The sequence below is a fragment of the Pseudovibrio denitrificans JCM 12308 genome (assembly GCF_001310815.1).
In the GTDB taxonomy this organism is placed as follows: Bacteria; Pseudomonadota; Alphaproteobacteria; order Rhizobiales; family Stappiaceae; genus Pseudovibrio; species Pseudovibrio denitrificans.
Genome location: NZ_BAZK01000004.1, coordinates 289,386 through 306,727, shown reverse-complemented (window position 1 = coordinate 306,727; position 17,342 = coordinate 289,386). Strand labels below are relative to the sequence as shown.

Sequence of the window (17,342 nt, the reverse complement as noted above, 5' to 3'; positions counted from 1 at the left end):
GGCCTCCCTGCCCTTACCAAAATCAAATGGTGTTCAGCAGACGCTTGAAGTCTGCGACTGGGCGAACTTCACCAACGAGGATATCGCGGCGGTTCTTCAACTGCTGATGTTCCCAGGTGCGCAGGCCTTTTTCTTCTTCCTCAGAGAGGCCCAGCAGTGATCTGATGGTGGCTGCCATCATGACTTCCGCACCACGTACAGAACCGTCTTCACACTTCAGGGTCACACCAAAGCCGAGTTCCGGCAGGGCTGCACAGAAGACACCCTCTGCGCCCACTTTCACGAAGACGCGGCCTTTAAAGATGTCCATGATCTCAGTACAAAAGCGGTTCTTACCGGCGACCATGTAAGGTTCGTTGACGCAAGCCTCATACAGCACTTCCGCTGCATTGGCGCGGACTGGGTCAAGGCCTACACCGGTTGCGAAACGGGCAAAGGCCAGAGCGGTCTTCTGCTGATCCATGGCGTAGGTCGGTATGGAGCAACCGTCCGTTCCGCAGACATCCTGGGCCAGAACACCACCGCTCATCTGCTCCAGCACATTGCGGATTTCCGCCTGGACCGGGTGATCGAAATCGATGTAGTTCTCGGTTGGGATGCCAAGGGTTTTGGCCATTGCCAAAAAGCCAGCATGCTTGCCAGAGCAGTTGTTGTGCAGCTGGCATGGGCTGTCGTCGGTTTTAACGATCTCGACACAATCATCCATGTGCTTTGGCCATTGCGGGCCGCACATGAGGTCTTGCTCAGTCAGGCCAGCCTTGAACAGCATCATGCGGGCGGACTTGGCGTGGACGTCCTCACCGTTGTGGGAGGCACAGGCCAGAGCCAGTTCGGCATCGTCAAAATTCAGCGCTTCTGCAGCACCGGATTCCACCATTGGGATTGCCTGAAGGGCTTTGATGGCGGAGCGCGCAAAGATGCCCTGCTCAACATCACCTGCACCAAACGCCAGTTTGCCATCAGCATCAACGATGGCGATTGAGCCACGGTGGCGGCTCTCGACAGTGTTGCCTCGCGTCACTTCGACGAGTACGGGATTATCCATTCACTCAAACTTCCAAGGATTGGCTCTCAGGCCCTATGATTGATCGCGGCAGCGGGCTGTTGTCCTTGCGTGGCAGGTCCGCTCCGGCTCTTTATGTCTGCATACTCTATTTTTCAGGGCAGAGCTACATTTGTGATTTTGCCCTTGTTGCGCAGGCCGTTAACCGAGCATTCGCTGGCGTTGTCCGGTTCCGAGGCGTCAGGAGACGACCATTTCGCCCATCCATGCCTGTAGGCGACCCAGTGCTTCGTTCAGCACTTCATCTTTTTTGCAGAAGCAGAAGCGGACGAAAGTTTGCGGACCTTTTGTGCCGTAGAAAGCGGAGATCGGAACGGCGGCGACACCGGCTTCCTCAACCATCTTCTGACAGAACTCGACGTCGTTGCCTTTGAAACCAAGCGGCGCAAAATCGCAGGTGACGAAGTAAGTGCCTTCACATGGGAGAACGCGGAAGCCCATGTCTTCCAGTGGTCCAGAGATCAGATCACGTTTGGCTTTCAGCTCGCTTTCAAGAGAGGCGTAGTAGTCGTCATCCTTGTTCAACCCATAGGCTACTGCTTTTTGCAGGTTCGGCGGGGTGGTGAAGGTGACGAACTGGTGGGCTTTGGCGATTGGTTCCAGCAGGTTTGGAGCGGCGGTGATGTAGCCGACTTTCCAGCCTGTCAGAGAAAACGTTTTGCCTGCAGAGCCAATGCGAATGCAGCGATCACGCATTCCCGGAAGAGTCATAAGCGGTTTGTGCTTCTCATCAGAAAACACGATGTGTTCATAAACTTCATCGCAAATGGCGTAGCAGTCGAACTCAAGGCACAGGTCTGCGATCAATTGCAGCTCGTCTTTGCTGAAGACCTTGGCGCTTGGGTTCATTGGGTTGTTGAGCAGGATGGCTTTGGTCTTGCTGGAGAAGGCTTTGCGCAGCTCGCCTTCGCGCAGTTCCCAACTTGGCGGGATGACTTCGACAAAAACCGGTGTAGCGCCTGCCCGTTTAACCAGTGAGAGATAGCAGTCGTAGAGCGGCTCAATGAGGATGACTTCGTCGCCCGGCTCAACCAATGCGAAGATACTGTCGGCCAGCGCTTCGGTGGCGCCGGAGGTGACAAGCACTTCAGTCTGCCAGTCCACATCCAGATCGTAAAAGCGCTTGTTGTTGTCGGCGACGGCCTGTCTCAGGGCTGGTACGCCCAGCATAGGCGGGTACTGGTTTGGGCCTTCCAGAAGCGTATCCGCTGCAACCTGCCGAACATCCTGAGGGCCATCGACGTCAGGAAACCCCTGGCCAAGATTGATGGCCTTATGCTCCATTGCCAGACGGGACATACGCTCAAAGACGGTCGTTTCCAGTCCCGTAAATATGGAGTTTGTTGGTTTCATCAGGTCTCTCCCTCACATGCTGCGGATCGCACCACGCCAAGCTAACGGCCCGGCTGCATCCTGCAAAGTCTGCAATAGATGCATTTCCTGCGTATTTCCACATAAAGGCACCAGCAATTCAGCTGAAATAGATGAACTGGCTGAACCCATTAGGCTGGTGGGAGTGAGAAAACACCAATAGCACCACATGGCATCCCATGCAGTGGTGGAGTTAGAGTTCCCGGTAATCGGGGTGAGCAAGGCGGCAGGCAATGCCTGCGCTACTTGTTAGATATGTTTCTTCGGCATTGGCTACACGCCTTGCCCGGGCTTTCTTTTGATGAACAACGTCGCCTCTTTTGCCTATAAGGCACGATAGCCGGTTTCCCGGAAAGACAGTGGCTTATCCGGTCAGGTTTCCCTGCCCAAACAGTTCCTCCGTCTCTGACAGATACAGTCGCAAAAGCAAGTCTCCTTGCCGGTACTCGTATATCCGTCACCGCGTGATACCCTATAATCCTGGGCCCTTCCCCTCAAACCATGCGGCCACGTTTGAAGTTCGGTTCACCGGACCACCGAAAGCTGCGTTACCTCTCCCGATAGCCCCGCCCAGCCTACGACAAACTGACGGTCGCTCCGCCAGCAGCCCGTTACGTAGGCATGGGTTTAGTATGGGCATGGTTTCAAGCGAGGGGGATAAGTTTTTTGAAGTAACCCGCCTCACCCACTGGTGTCATCCCGGCCTCCGAGCCGGGATCCATACCCCCCTAGCCTCGCTACTTGACTAAGGCCTCAGCCAATCACTGATACCGGGGTTATGGGTCCCGGGTCTGCGCTGCGCTTCGCCCGGGATGACGGCGGTAGAGCTTTGCGATAATCAAATCTCTACACGAACACGATCTGACTGCTTTATGATCTCACGGAAGAATTCTTCCGCACGAGCAGTTGTCATTGGAACATGGCGTGGTTTGTCAGTGCTTTGCGCCCAATCGAATGTATTCAGCATTAGAGCCTTCAGCTGCGCGATGTTAGGCAAGGCTTCCAAATGCTGCTTTTCCTTAAGCTGTGTCTTGGCTCTGATAAGATCTTCCATTTCCGCTAAGACCTCTGAGGAGACAGAGAGTCCAGCAGCGAGCTCTTGCACGTTCATCGGAGGTGTCCGGTCTGGGTTCTGCTTAAACCAGAGAAGTGCGAGAGCCGGGCGCAGAGAATAGAAAAAGCGCTTTAAGTTCATCCGTTGTTCGGTCGCATTTGCTTTTTCCCAATAACGAACGCCGAGGTTTAGATAATGATGGATGCAAGGTGTCTGACTTGCTGCATCTTCCGCAAGTCCTCGCAGAGGATCTGCCAGTTGCTCACGCCAAATATACTTGATTGGGCTGTGTAACCATTCCAACAAAACAGGATTGGACCTCAGCATCAGGTTTAAAGCTTTACGGACTTCCCAACCACTGATGTCCAGTTCATCATCGATCGGCAACTCGATTACATCCCTGCCGGTCTCCAATGAAAGGTACCAATCCAGTTTATGCATGTAGACAAAACGAACGTCGTAATCACTATCTGGCGATGGGAAGCCCCATGCGCGGCTACCACTTTCGATCGCGAATAAGATGGTAACGTCGTGCTTTGACTCTATGAGATGGAGCTGCTCCGTAATTCTGGCGCGCATGCTCTCTGAAATGCTTGGCTTGAATGGCGTTAAAGTAGTCATCTTAAATTTCCTTGCAATAGCAGAGACATATCACACTTTCAGCGGAACGGAAGAGACACATTTCCCTGAGGGCCTGCTTCCCAGACAGAAGCTCTATTTGTATCTTAACGCGACACTTTGGAAGTTAACCAAATGTCTGCCCAGCTACCTCGCGCATAGCTATTATGTGTGGGGGGACTGGTGTTTTTGGCGGGTTTCGCTTATAAGCGCGTCAAAAGGGAGACAAAAGCCGCTCAAATTTTAGCGGTGTCCTAGCTTGTAAGCTCTTGTCCTTGACCGAAAACACTTGGTTTCACACGGACTTCACAGTGCGTGCCTAGGATTCGCCCCGTATTCAAAAAAGTACCGATAACCCCATTGGAGGTGCTCCTTGCATTCGTCCACGGAGGCGCTCGCGCCCGCAAAGCCCGGCTTTTCAGCCAATACTGTCAAAGTAGAACTGCTTTCTGGTCTTACCGTTGCTCTTGCTCTGGTACCGGAAGCGGTTGCATTCGCATTTGTTGCAAAGGTTGAGCCGCTTGTTGGTCTCTATGCAGCGTTTATTGTTGGCATCATCACCGCTGTGTTTGGTGGCCGTCCGGGCATGATTTCCGGTGCGACCGGCGCACTTGCTGTTGTGATGGTTTCTCTTGTTGTGCAGCACGGTGTTGAGTACCTGTTTGCCGCTGTTGTGCTGATGGGCATTCTGCAGGTTTTCTTTGGCATTATGCGCTGGGGTAAGTTTATTCGCATGGTGCCGCATCCGGTGATGCTGGGCTTTGTGAACGGTCTGGCGATCGTGATTTTCCTTGCCCAGATGGGTCAGTTCCAGACTGTTGATGCGGCAACCGGCGCAACCAGCTGGCTGGCTGGCATGGATATGGCGCTGATGCTTGGTCTTGTGGTTCTGACCATGGCAGTGATCTGGTTCCTGCCAAAGATCACCAACGTCATTCCTGCACCTCTGGCTGGTATTCTGGTGGTTTCTGCCATCGTGATTGGCCTTGGTCTGAACGTTCAGACCGTGGGTGATCTGGCTCCTATCGCCGGTGGCCTGCCTGAGTTTCATATTCCAATGGTTCCGCTGACCATGGAAACGTTCATGATCATCTTGCCCTACTCCGTTATTCTGGCAGCGATTGGTCTGATTGAGAGCCTTCTGACGCTGAACCTTGTTGCTGACATGACCGGCACACGTGGTGGTGCTTCCAAAGAGTGTGTGGCACAGGGTGCTGCAAACGTTGTAACCGGCTTCTTCGGCGGCATGGGTGGCTGTGCGATGATCGGTCAGTCCATGATCAACGTGAAGTCCGGTGGCCGTACCCGTCTTGCAGGTATTGCTGCTGCGCTGTTCTTGCTGAGTTTCATTCTGTTTGCTGCTCCACTGATTGAGCAGATCCCACTGGCTGCGCTGGTCGGTGTGATGTTTATGGTGGTGATCGGTACCTTTGCGTGGAACACCTTCAAGATCCTGCACAAGATCCCACGGACCGACGCTATCGTAATTGCGCTGGTGACCGGCGTGACCGTGTACTCTGACCTTGCTGTGGCTGTTGTGGTTGGTGTGATTGTTTCTGCGCTGGCGTATGCGTGGAATGCCTCCAAGCGTATTGATGCGCAGACCACTACCAACTCCGATGGCTGGAAGATCTACAAGCTGGAAGGTCCGCTGTTCTTCGGTTCTGCGGCTGGCTTCCAGGAGATCTTTGATCCTCAGTCTGATCCGGATGACGTGATTGTCGACTTCATCAACTCCCGCGTGGTGGACCATTCTGGTCTGGCAGCGATTGATGCGCTGGCGACCCGTTATGAGCAGGCTGGCAAGACGCTGCATCTGCGTCACTTGTCTCCAGACTGTAAGGATCTACTGCACAAAGCTGGCAGCATGGTTGAAGTCGCTGTTCTGGAAGATCCGCATTACGGTGTTGCAGTAGACTATGATTCTGAGATGCAAGAAACCAAACCAGCAACCAGTTGATTTGCCTGATACATATTGAAACAGAAAAGGCGGAGCTGTTGGCTCCGCCTTTTTTATTGGTCAACTGCGGGTGGACTTAACCGCGCTGACCATGACCGTGACCGTAGCCACCTTTGCGGTCCTTCTGACCTTTGCGCCAATCCTTCTTCATCTTTTTGAAGTCAGCTGATGTGATGACGCCGTCGTTGTTGCGGTCCATGCGTTTCATCATGTTTGCTGTTGGTGCGAAGAACTCTTCCTGAGTGACTTTCAGATCACCATCAGCATCCAGACGCTGGAAGGAGCGGACGTACATTGGTTCTTTGAACTCGGCGGCAATTGTTCTGAAGCCAGCCAGATCAACCGGACCATTTGCGAAGAGCTTGTCAGCCAGTTTGCCCAGTTCTTCAGATGAGATCTTGCCGTTCTTGTCCAGATCCACCTTGGCGAACATTGCGCGCATCATTTCGCCGCGCATGCCTTTGCCGCCGTGCTTGCCGAAGCCCATCATGCCCTGCTCGCGTGGGCCATCACCCCAACCGCCTTTGCCTTGCATGCCGTCGCCCTGCTTGCCATCACGTGGGCCTTTCTGCCAGCCATCTTTGCCTGGTTTGCCGTCACGAGGGCCATCGCCCCAGCCGCCTTTACCGCCTTTGCCGTCCTGCATCTTGGCCATACGGTCGCCCATGCGCTTTTTCATCTTGTCCATGCGCGCGGTCATGCGTTCAGCCTGCGCGAGGAACTCTTCGCGGGTGACCTGACCATCGCCATTGACGTCAAAGCGCTGGAAGATGCGGACGGAGCGGTCTATGCTCCGCTCAGCTGCGCGATCTGCTGCGAAGACTTTCCATTCTTCCAGAGTGATCACGCCGTCGCCAGCAGTGTCTGCTTTTGCAAAGTCTGCTTTGCGCTTGGTTTCAATTTCTGCAGCTGTGACAGAGCCGTCTTTGTTTGCATCAAAATTTGTAAAGAACTGGGAAGACATATTCTTGCCTAAGCCACCGCCGAAACCCGGAGCAGCCATGGCAGGAGACAGAGCGGTACCAGCAATGATTGCAGCTACAGAACCAGCCAAAATAGTTTTAAAATTCATCATGTCGTGTTCTCCTAATCATCAAAGCCTAAAACGAGGGGAAGGTTTGTGTGAGTGTGCTTCGATGAACACAACGTAGGAGGCATCTGTCGCAAAACTACACCAGAAAACACGTTGTTTTGTCACAGGATTTACCAGAGTATCGGGTTGTGACAGTTTGATACATTTTTGAGTGCCGAGCCACTTTCGCTGGCTTTGGGATTGCGGCATAAGTTAGGCATCCCATAGTCTATTGTTTCTCACCGCGCATGAGAGGCGGGGCACAAAGCGAGGACGCATGTCTCACAGTACAGCACATATTCTTATCGTCGACGATCATCGTGATATCCGGGAGAGTCTTGCCCGCTATCTGACGAAGAATAATATGCGTACCACTGTGGCTGAAAGCGCCGCTGCCGCCCGTAAGGTTCTGAAGAACTCCTCCATTGATCTGGTGGTGCTGGACATCATGATGCCAGGTGAAGACGGGCTTTCCCTGTGCCGCCATCTGGTGGAGACCAATCAGGCCCCGGTTATTCTGCTAACCGCCATGGCTGAGGACACCGACCGCGTTGTGGGCCTTGAGATTGGGGCTGATGATTATGTGACCAAGCCTTTCAACCCGCGTGAGCTGCTGGCCCGTATCCGCGCTGTTTTGCGCCGTGCAAGCAGTGTGCCGCGGGAACGTGATCCGATTGAGACTGAAAAGCTGGCGTTCAACGGCTGGATGCTGGACACAGCACGCCGTGAGCTCATCGACCCGGAACAGGTTGCTGTGCCCCTGTCTTCCGGTGAATTCCAGTTGTTGCTGGCGTTTTTGAAGCGGCCGCGGGTGGTTCTTTCCCGCGAGCAACTGCTGGACCTGACCTCAGGCCGTTCTCTGGGCGTGTTTGACCGGTCCATCGACAATCAGGTTTCTCGCTTGCGTCGCAAGATCGAGATTGATCCTAAAAGTCCGGAATTGATCAAAACTGTCTGGGGGGGCGGTTACACCTTTACGGGTGAAGTCAAAGAAGTCACCGCATGAAGTTTTTGAAATACCTTATCCCTCGTCGCCTTGCGCCTCAGCTGATCCTGCTGTTGCTGGCTGCGCTGATCTTTTCGCAGGTTGTCAGCTTTGTGCTGCTTGGCCGGGAGCGTCAGTTTGCGCTGGCCAATCTGGCCCGTGACAATGCCCTGTGGCGGACGGCCAATGTGGTCAAGTTGCTGGAGGCGACCCCTCCCCGTTTGCAGAAGCAGATTTTGCGTACCGTTTCCAACACACGGACCCGCTTCAGCATTGGTGATACGCCTGTTGTGGCGGACACCGGCGGTGATGAGCGTATGGAAGAGTTGCTTGCCAACTACCTGAAACGCCGGCTGGATCATGACAGGCAGACCCGCGTTGCGGTGGTCTACAACGACCGTGCGCCGCCGGACTTCAAGGATAAGTTTCGTGATAACGGGCGCCCTCCTCCACCGGAAGGACGGGAGCGATCACCGCATGGCAGTATGCAGGCGATGCATGACCGGCGGGATGACTTCTTCAAGAAGTATCGCTGGTTCTCGCTCAAGGGCGTGCAGCTGTTTGCCGCTATTGAGCTGATGAACGGCAAATGGCTGAATATCGAGAGCAACTTCCGTCTGCCAAAGGCCTCCATTGTGCCGATCATGCTGCCAATCTTTATCATGGCAGCGCTGACCATTCTGATCGTCTGGGTCTCTGTCTATCGCCTGACAAAACCGCTCAGGACGCTGGAAACCGCGGCCAATGATTTGGGGCGTGGGGCAGATGCCAAACCGCTGAAAGAGGCTGGCCCTGCAGAGGTGCGGGCTGTGACCCGGTCCTTCAACCAGATGCAGGAGCGACTGACGCGCTTCATCTCTGACCGCACTCGTATGCTGGCGGCGATCAGTCATGACTTGCGTACACCGATCACCTCTTTGCGGATCCGTGCTGAGTTCATTGAGGATGATGAAGACCGCGAGCGCATGATCGCCACGCTGGATGAAATGCAGGCGATGGTGGAAGAAACGCTCGCCTTTACCCGCGAGGATTCCAAGCAGGAAGAACTGCGCTCTGTTGATCTGGGTGGTTTGCTGGAAAGCATCGCCAATGATCAGGAAGACATGGGCAACCGCGTGAATGTAGAAGCGCAAAGCCGTGTGGTTCTGAAGTGTCGTCCGGTTGCTCTGAAGCGTGCATTCCAGAACCTGATCGGCAATGCGATCCGGTATGGTGAGGAAGCAGAGGTGAGCTTCCGCGTTGATGAAGCTCATGCTGAGATCCGGATCTCTGACAAGGGGCCGGGCATTCCGCAAAACCGACTGGAAGATGTGTTTGAGCCATTCGTGCGCCTTGAAGAATCCCGCAATGAGGAAACCGGCGGTATCGGTCTTGGCCTTGCGATCACCCGTAGCATTATCCACGCTCAGGGCGGTACCATTCGCCTTGAAAACGGCGAAGAGAAAGGTCTCGTCGCCATCGTGAGACTGCCGCTTTAAGGCTCTGCCCCCCAATACATTGTAAGTGAGATTAAAGCTTCTGTTACTCTAGCAGAATGCTTTGTCTCACATGTCTGCTGGCTGCTTCGTCACTGCTCTGCATAACAACAAGAAGCAGAGCACATGACAGATCAAATGTCCCCTAAACTCTTAATGCCAGCACTTGATACAGCCTCAAATGCCGGTACTTCCGCCGCAACACTGGCACAAGACGGATACAAAGCCGTTGGGCGTTATTACTCCAAGTACAGCTGGAAACAACTGACCAAAACAGAAGCCTCGGAGCTCTTCGCCGCAGGTATGAACATTTTTGTGGTCTATGAAGACAGCAATGATGCTCCTACTTACTTCTCAGCTGACATTGGAACCCAGCAAGCGCTACGGGCGCTTTATCAGGCAGATGCTGTCATCCGTCAGCCCCGGCAAACCGGCATCTATTTTGCCGTCGATTATGATGCCTCAAGTTATGACTACACCCATTACATCAGGCCTTATCTGAGAGCGATCAACGCGGTGTTTGCCTCTTTTGGTTACCCGTATCATGTCGGTGTTTATGGCAATGGGATCGTTTGCTCCTCTGCCAAAGATGATGGCCTTGCGAAGCTGACATGGCTTTCTCAATCAACCGGTTACTATGGCTATCAGGAATACAAAGAGTCTGGAGACTGGAACATCCTGCAAGGTCCATATGTGACAATTGCCGGCACTCAGTACGATCAGGACACGCTTAATCTGAACCAAGGCTGCTATGGTGGCTTTGGAAGTTTTACAACTCCCTCCTGCTCCAAATGAGGCGTAACCAATCCTCTGCCCATCCTTCCATGCGCAGCGTATCACTTCGCTAACCATTGGAACTGATGGGCTCTCACGGCCTTTCTCTCACGTTCGTCAACACTCTGCATAACAATAAGAAGCAGAGAAGCCATGACTGACGAAAAAGGCATCAAGACCGAACCTGCCGTTGATACAGCTGCAACCGTGGAAGTGCTGGCGAGTGCAATCGCCAAGAAAGGGTATAAGGCCGTTGGGCGTTACTACTCATTTTCCAAATGGAAGCAACTGAAACCAACTGAGGCCCAGCAGCTGATTGCTGCGGGCCTTTCTATCATCACCATATACGAGGACAGCAACGACAAGCCCTCATCCTTCACCGGAGCGACGGGCTCACAGCAGGCACATCAGGCGCTGCATCTTGCGCAGGAGGTGATCAGGCAGCCGAAAGGCTCCGGCATCTACTTTGCCGTCGATTACGATGCCTCTTATTACGACTATGTCCACTACATCAAACCCTATTTTCAGGCGATCCAATCCGTCTTTAAGGAGGCAGGTGATCCCTACCGAATAGGCGTTTATGGAAACGGATTGGTCAGCGAACATGCGCTGAGAGATGGTCTTGTTGAGCTGACGTGGCTCAGCCAGTCCAAAGGCTTTCGGATTATGAGGCGTTTCGCAAGAGCAGGAAGTGGAACATCCTGCAGGGTAATAGTGTCAAAATCTCTGGCACTGAATTTGACAGTGACACGATCAATCTGAGCAATGGAGACTTTGGCGGCTTCACAAACCTCACGCCTAAGGCTGATAGCTAATCTCTGCCAATATAGGGAAGAAGCCTGCGCAGCCTCACAGAACTGCGCAGGTGGTGTTTTATCAGGCTGATGCGCCAAACTTTGCCTTGGCTTCAAGACGGCGTTTGTGCAGCACTGGTTCGGTATAACCGCTTGGCTGGATGCGGCCTTTGAAGACCAGATCACACGCAGCTTGGAAGGCGACAGAGTTGTCGAAATCAGGTGCCATGTTGTGGTAGGCCGGATCACCTGCATTCTGCTCATCCACCACAGCCGCCATGCGCTTCATGATTTCTAGCACCTGCTCTTCAGAGCAGACGTTGTGGTGTAGCCAGTTGGCGATGTGCTGCGAGGAGATACGGCAGGTTGCACGGTCTTCCATCAAAGCCACATTATGGATGTCCGGCACTTTGGAGCAGCCGACACCGTGCTCTACCCAGCGCACAACGTATCCAAGGATGCCTTGTGCGTTGTTCTCGACTTCCGCCTGAATGTCTTCCGGTGTCCAGTTTGGATTGGTGGCAACCGGAATGGACAGGATATCGTCCAGCTTTGCAGGTTCGCGGGTCGACAGCTCTTCCTGAACGGCTGGCACACAGACCTGATGGTAGTGCATGGCATGCAGTGTTGCCGCGGTTGGAGATGGCACCCATGCGGTGTTCGCACCGGCTTTTGGATGGCCGATCTTCTGCTCCAGCATGATGTGCATCAGGTCCGGCATGGCCCACATGCCTTTGCCGATTTGCGCATGCTCGCGCAGACCACAGGCAAGGCCGGTGTCTACATTGTGGTTCTCATAGGCACCGATCCATGTGGCCTGTTTCATGTCCGCCTTGCGGATCATTGGGCCAGCTTCCATGGAAGTGTGGATCTCATCACCGGTGCGATCAAGGAAGCCGGTGTTGATGAAGCATACACGGGACTTGGCAGCGCGGATGCACTCCTTGAGGTTGACCGTGGTGCGGCGCTCCTCATCCATGATGCCCATTTTCAAGGTGTTGCGTGGCAGTTCCAAAACATGTTCCACGCGGCCAAACAGTTCATCTGCGAAAGCAACTTCTTCCGGGCCGTGCATCTTTGGCTTCACGATGTAAACAGAGCCGGTGACGGAGTTCATGTTGCGCGCAGTTGCGCTTTCACGCAGACCGATATCGTGGATCGCGCAGAGGGACGTCATCATAGCGTCCATGATGCCTTCAAAGACCTCGTTGCCATCCTCATCAAGGATCGCTGGGTTGGTCATAAGATGACCGACGTTCCGCACCAGCATGAGGGAGCGGCCCTTCAGCGCCAGCGCATCGCCCTGTGCATCGGTGTAGTGGCGGTCGCCATTCAAGGCACGGGTGAAGGTTTTGCCGCCTTTGCTAACTTCTTCTTTCAGGTCGCCATTCATCAGGCCCAGCCAGTTGCGGTAGGCCAGCGCTTTATCTTCACCGTCAACCGCTGCAACAGAGTCTTCGCAGTCCATGATGGTGGAGATGGCGGATTCCAGAATGATATCGCTGATGCCCGCTTTGTCAGCAGCACCGATCGGGCTGGAGCGGTCAAACAGTACATCAAAGTGCAGGCCGTTTTTCTGCAGCAGGATGGACTTTGGCTCGTCCTTGTCACCAGCATAGCCAACAAACCCGAGAGTCCTGCAGGCCTGCCATGTCGCCGTTTTCCAGCGTCAGTGCCAGTGAGCCACCCATAATGGCGAACTCGGTGACATCAGCCCAGCTGCCTTCATCCAGTGGCAGAGCCTCATCCAGCTTCTTGCGGGCGTAGGCAATGACTTCTGCGCCGCGCGCTTCGTCATATCCGCCTGCCTGAGGGGTGGAGCCCATGGCGTCGGTGCCGTAGAGCGCATCATATAGGGAACCCCAGCGCGCATTGGCAGCATTGAGGGCGTAGCGCGCGTTCATGACAGGCACAACGAGCTGAGGACCAGCGATCTCTGCGATTTCTGGGTCAACGTTGGCTGTATCAACGTCGAAGCTTTCACCTTCCGGCAGCAGGTAGCCAAGTTCTTTGAGGAAGGATTTGTAGGTTTCCAGATCAATCGTGCCTGGATTGGCTTTGTGCCAATCATCAATCTTTGTCTGGGTGTCTTCACGGATCTGGAGCAGTTCGCGGTTACGTGGTGTCAGATCCTTGATGATCTGCGCGAAGCCTTCCCAGAACTGGTCGGATGCCACTCCGGTGCCCGGAAGAGCCTCCTTCTCTACGAAATTGTAGAGTTCCGGTGAAACCTGAAGTGATGCAACGCTTACTCTTTGCGACATGGGTCCCCCTCGTTTTGTCATTTTTAGCAGGATATGCCGTCACTTCCTGCCGCTGAGTTTTCCAGACCAGACCCTTGCAAATTCAATCTCAAGTTTCAATGCATCAATTCGTTACCGCGCTGCTCAAAACACAGGTGATTGATTGGGTTGGTCGAGTACTCTTTAGTAAGGCTTTGATTTTGGCGGTATTTCGGCAGGCTTTGCAAGCGGCGATGGAAGGCTAGTACATACTTGATGAAACCTCTACAGCCCTTGCGGAAAATAGCCTTGCATTTATTTGGGGCAAGGTGAAGTCTGTTTGCACCTTTCCTGCGGGTACTCCCACCCGCCTTTTGACAGTGAGTTTACATGCCTATCCTTAGTTCCCTGTACAGCAGACCGATGCTGCTTCTGGTGTTGACCACGCTCATGTGGAGCGGCAACGCAGTGGCGGGTCAGCTTGCTGTGGGACACGTGTCACCCATGGTGATCGTGTTTTTGAGATGGGCGATTGTGGCCGGGCTGATGAGCATGATTGCATGGCGTGATCTTGTGGCTTCATGGGTGCAGATCCGCCCTCACCTGATCAGCATTGCCCTTATGGCTGCCTTCGGCTTTTCCGGCTTTAACGGCCTATTCTATCTGGCAGCTCACAACACCACCGCAGTGAACATGGGCATTTTGCAGGGCTCCATTCCGATGATCGTTGTGGTGGGGGCTTACTTCCTATTCGGATCCAAAGTGACGCTGATCCAGTTCATCGGCATTTTGCTGACCTTGCTGGGTGTTTTTGTTGTGGCCAGTCAGGGCAGCCTTGAGGTTCTGTTGAACCTGCACATCAATCCGGGTGACGCACTGATGCTAGTGGCTGCTGTGTTTTACGCTGGCTATACACTTGCGCTGCGCAACAGGCCCAAGGTGCCTGCGCTCGCCTTTTTTGCGGTGATGGCCTTTGTTGCGGCTTTGGTTTCCGTACCGATGCTGGCGATTGAGTACAGTCAGGAGACGCTGGCATGGCCAACATTCCAGGGCTGGCTGGTTATTCTTTACATCTCCTTCTGCCCATCCTTCCTCGCACAGATTTTCTATATGCGCGGAGTAGAGCTCATCGGACCGAACCGGGCTGGCGTGTTCGTCAATCTAGTGCCTGTGTTTGCCTCTGTGATGGCAATTATTCTGCTGGGCGAAGTGTTTGCATTCTACCACGGTGCAGCTCTGGCGCTGGTGCTGGGTGGCATCTGGATTGCGGAGAAGTTCGCCTGGGAGAAGCGGTTCACAAAAGCCAAAGCCTGATCTTCCATAAGAGGATCGTTACGACATAACAGGTGCATTACTCACAGACTGCAAAGTCTACTGTTTTAGTAGACTTTGTTTTTGTGCTAAGTAACGCAAAAGTGTTGTTGTGTCGTGTTCAGCCACCTGTCAGCCAGACATGCACGCCTCGTAACTATAAGTTCCATCGCGCTCTTTGCCTAAATCCGATCATTACGGTGTCTCAAAAGCGCAATTGTACATCCAGAGGTTTGCGTTGGCTGTGTCTACCGGTCTTCCACCTACAGATATTCCCGCCTCAGAACATGCGGGCATTCCTGCACGCTTTGCTGGGCTGATTGGTGCGGCCCATCCTGATGGGGGCGAGCTGGTTTCTGCGCGGGCAATCACTGCGCCTACTGAGCATGTGGTGGCGGCGGAACTGCGTGAGTTTTCCGGCTTTGACAGCAACTTTGCTCTGGTTGCCAAGCACATGATTGACTTCATCAAGGAAGATCGCGGTGCACCAACCACCAAGATTGCCGCCAGTCTTGCATTGAAGACCATGTGTCAGATACTACTCAACCGGATTTCAGTGACCTACCTGCTGACAGGGCGAGCTCCACGCATTGATGAGCTGCGGTTTGTGCTGCATGGCAAAGGGCCGTGGGTTGAGGTGTTCTTTGATCCGCGCCTTTCAGAAGAAGATTTTGAGCTGAACCCGGATCAGGGGCCGGCGGAGTTGTTTGCGCTTTCCATCTGCCTTGAGGAGATCATTCAGGTCTTCCACCGCGAGCTGGGACGGCGGAAGGTGGCGCCATCGGTATTTTACTCCACCGTTGCCATCTCGATCACGTCACCGTTTCTGGTGCTGCGGCGCCATGGTGCCAAGCCCACTGAGGTGGCCAGCATCATGCGAGCTTATCTCGCGAGCCTTGGGAAGAAGATCAATGGAGGGATTGTCTGGCGACAACGCGAGCATGAGGGACGAATTGAGTATGCACCGCGCCGCAAAGCCTGCTGCCTGAAGTATGTTCTGCCCTCCAAACCGCATTTGTGCTCCACGTGCTCGCGCAGCACGGAGACCACCTTCTTTGATGAGGTCGAAGGCCCGGTGGGCGGCCATTCCTTGCCGGATGGCCGCTGAACAAAGCTTACTTGGTTGCGGTTTGCTTGCCGATGTCTGGCAGTGTCACGATACGGTTTCCACGCAGATCACTTGCGCAGATGATGAAGCCTTGCTCTTCCATATGGGTGAGCAGCCAGCGAGCGCGGCCCGGTGAGCGGGTGCCGTAGGCTTTTGCGATCTCTAGATCTTCCGGGCATGGCTCGTCTGCAAACGCGGCTTTTGCCAGCAGCAGATACACGCCGCGCATTTCTTCAGGAAGCTGTCCGGCGATGACCTCTGCCTGCTGCCAGTCGCCCTCTTCCACTTCCTTCTTGTCCACGCCAGCGCGGGCAACAGAGAGAAGCTTGCGGAACTTGGCGAGGTCCTGAGACTTCAGGCGTTCAATACGACAGCGGACCTGGAAATCCTGATAGAGCTGGGAAACCGGCGCGAAGGCCGCTTCCGGATCTTCGAGGATCTTGGCGATGATTTCCTGATACTGCTGGTTCTTTTCTTCCAGATTGAAGAGATCTTCCGGCTCGGCTTCAACCACTTCCCTGTGCTGCGCCTGCATATTGCTGGCAGCGGTTTGGGAGAGCTGCAGCATCACATCCTTTGCGGAAGGCGCAGCCACGCGGTTGTTGTGCAGCACCGGATCATTGTCAGACGCGGTGAAGATCAGTTCAGCCGCGGTTTCAACGGGCTGGTTCGGCATTGGCATCAGCTTGGGAGACCCACCGCGGCTGCCGGTGACAACTTCGCCAATCACCACTTTCTGCGGGCGGCGGGTCATGGCAGGGCCGAGGGAAATGAACTGACCACGTTCCAGATTTCGGAACTGTTCTGCCTGACGGCGGTCCATACCCAACAGGTCCGATGCACGGGCCATGTCGATATCGAGGAAGGTACGCCCCATCAGGAAGTTGGAAGCTTCTGCTGCCACGTTCTTGGCGAGCTTCGCCAGACGCTGGGTTGCGATGATGCCAGCCAGACCACGCTTACGGCCACGACACATGAGGTTGGTCATGGCCATCAAAGACAGGCGGCGCGCTTCTTCACCAAAGTCACCCGAGGCGGCAGGTGCGAAGAGCTGCGCTTCGTCCACCACGACGAGAACAGGATACCAGTACTGGCGATCGGAATCGAACAGGCCGTTCATGAAAGCGGCGGCAGCTTTGAGCTGTTTGTCCGGCTCCAGATGTTCCAGATTGAGCACTACAGAGATGCGGTGCTGGCGCACGCGGGCGGCGATCATGGTGAGTTCGCGATCATTCATGGTCGCTTCAATCACCACATGCCCGAACTCATCAGCCAGCGATACGAAGTCCCCTTCCGGTCGATCACAACCTGCTGAACCCAAGGCGCGCTCTGTTCCATAAGGCGACGCAGCAAGTGCGATTTACCCGAGCCGGAGTTCCCCTGGACGAGCAGTCGCGTGGCAAGCAATTCTTCAAGATCGACAACACTGGAGGTACCATGGGGGGTGACACCCATTTCGATGCTGACCGTCATTCAAAATCTCTTGTTGTGCCGTTTCAAGGCAGTGATTAACCGTGGTTCCGGCAATATCGGAG

12 protein-coding genes and 2 pseudogenes are annotated in these 17,342 nt (G+C 54.3%); 8 read left to right on the top strand and 6 right to left on the bottom strand.

The window, feature by feature from the left end; genetic code table 11:
* Positions 1-22: 22 nt before the first annotated feature.
* From JCM12308_RS06805 to JCM12308_RS06795, 3 genes are all read right to left on the bottom strand, one after another.
* Positions 23-1,045, bottom strand: a complete 1,023-nt coding sequence (locus tag JCM12308_RS06805; protein ID WP_054783240.1) for an asparaginase — start codon at positions 1,043-1,045, stop codon at positions 23-25.
* 198 nt (positions 1,046-1,243) lie between these two features.
* Positions 1,244-2,416 (bottom strand): aminotransferase, encoded by a 1,173-nt coding sequence (locus tag JCM12308_RS06800; RefSeq protein ID WP_054783239.1) that lies wholly within the window; start codon positions 2,414-2,416, stop codon positions 1,244-1,246.
* An 856-nt stretch (positions 2,417-3,272) separates the two neighbouring features.
* Positions 3,273-4,109, bottom strand: coding sequence for a nucleotidyltransferase domain-containing protein (locus tag JCM12308_RS06795; protein ID WP_083416546.1), 837 nt, complete (start codon positions 4,107-4,109; stop codon positions 3,273-3,275).
* A gap of 370 nt (positions 4,110-4,479) precedes the next feature.
* On the opposite strand from JCM12308_RS06795, the gene JCM12308_RS06785 reads away from it, so the two are divergent.
* A complete protein-coding gene (locus tag JCM12308_RS06785) occupies positions 4,480-6,066 on the top strand; it encodes a SulP family inorganic anion transporter (RefSeq protein WP_054783236.1) in 1,587 nt (528 codons plus the stop codon).
* Between the two features lie 76 nt (positions 6,067-6,142).
* Here the strand turns inward: JCM12308_RS06785 and JCM12308_RS06780 are convergent, their stop codons facing one another.
* Entirely contained in the window at positions 6,143-7,141 is a 999-nt protein-coding gene (locus tag JCM12308_RS06780) for an EF-hand domain-containing protein (RefSeq protein ID WP_054783235.1), read from the bottom strand.
* 274 nt (positions 7,142-7,415) lie between these two features.
* On the opposite strand from JCM12308_RS06780, the gene JCM12308_RS06775 reads away from it, so the two are divergent.
* The 4 genes from JCM12308_RS06775 (at position 7,416) to JCM12308_RS06760 (ending at position 11,134) form a co-directional block, all read left to right on the top strand.
* Positions 7,416-8,144 (top strand): response regulator, encoded by a 729-nt coding sequence (locus JCM12308_RS06775; RefSeq protein WP_054783234.1) that lies wholly within the window; start codon positions 7,416-7,418, stop codon positions 8,142-8,144.
* Entirely contained in the window at positions 8,141-9,601 is a 1,461-nt protein-coding gene (locus JCM12308_RS06770; protein ID WP_054783233.1) for an ATP-binding protein, read from the top strand. The genes JCM12308_RS06775 and JCM12308_RS06770 overlap by 4 nt, the downstream gene beginning before the upstream one ends.
* Positions 9,602-9,724: 123 nt before the next feature.
* On the top strand, positions 9,725-10,393 hold the full coding sequence (locus JCM12308_RS06765; RefSeq protein WP_054783232.1) for a DUF1906 domain-containing protein: 669 nt from the start codon (positions 9,725-9,727) through the stop codon (positions 10,391-10,393).
* 132 nt (positions 10,394-10,525) lie between these two features.
* Entirely contained in the window at positions 10,526-11,134 is a 609-nt protein-coding gene (locus tag JCM12308_RS06760; protein ID WP_208978319.1) for a DUF1906 domain-containing protein, read from the top strand.
* 114 nt (positions 11,135-11,248) lie between these two features.
* Here JCM12308_RS06760 and JCM12308_RS06755 read toward each other — a convergent pair.
* Positions 11,249-13,430 (bottom strand): annotated as a pseudogene (locus JCM12308_RS06755) (malate synthase G).
* A 74-nt stretch (positions 13,431-13,504) separates the two neighbouring features.
* Here JCM12308_RS06755 and JCM12308_RS28245 point away from each other — a divergent pair.
* From JCM12308_RS28245 to JCM12308_RS06745, 3 genes are all read left to right on the top strand, one after another.
* Positions 13,505-13,654: a hypothetical protein gene (locus JCM12308_RS28245; protein ID WP_164845276.1), complete on the top strand. Its 150-nt coding sequence runs from the start codon at positions 13,505-13,507 to the stop codon at positions 13,652-13,654.
* A 157-nt stretch (positions 13,655-13,811) separates the two neighbouring features.
* Positions 13,812-14,702 carry a DMT family transporter gene (locus tag JCM12308_RS06750; protein WP_054783231.1) on the top strand — a complete coding sequence of 297 codons (891 nt, stop codon included), beginning with the start codon at positions 13,812-13,814 and terminating at the stop codon, positions 14,700-14,702.
* A 241-nt stretch (positions 14,703-14,943) separates the two neighbouring features.
* Positions 14,944-15,807, top strand: a complete 864-nt coding sequence (locus JCM12308_RS06745; RefSeq protein ID WP_208978318.1) for a hypothetical protein — start codon at positions 14,944-14,946, stop codon at positions 15,805-15,807.
* Positions 15,808-15,814: 7 nt separating this feature from the next.
* Here the strand turns inward: JCM12308_RS06745 and JCM12308_RS06740 are convergent.
* Positions 15,815-17,280, bottom strand: a pseudogene (locus JCM12308_RS06740) (helicase HerA domain-containing protein).
* Between the last annotated feature and the right edge of the window lie 62 nt (positions 17,281-17,342).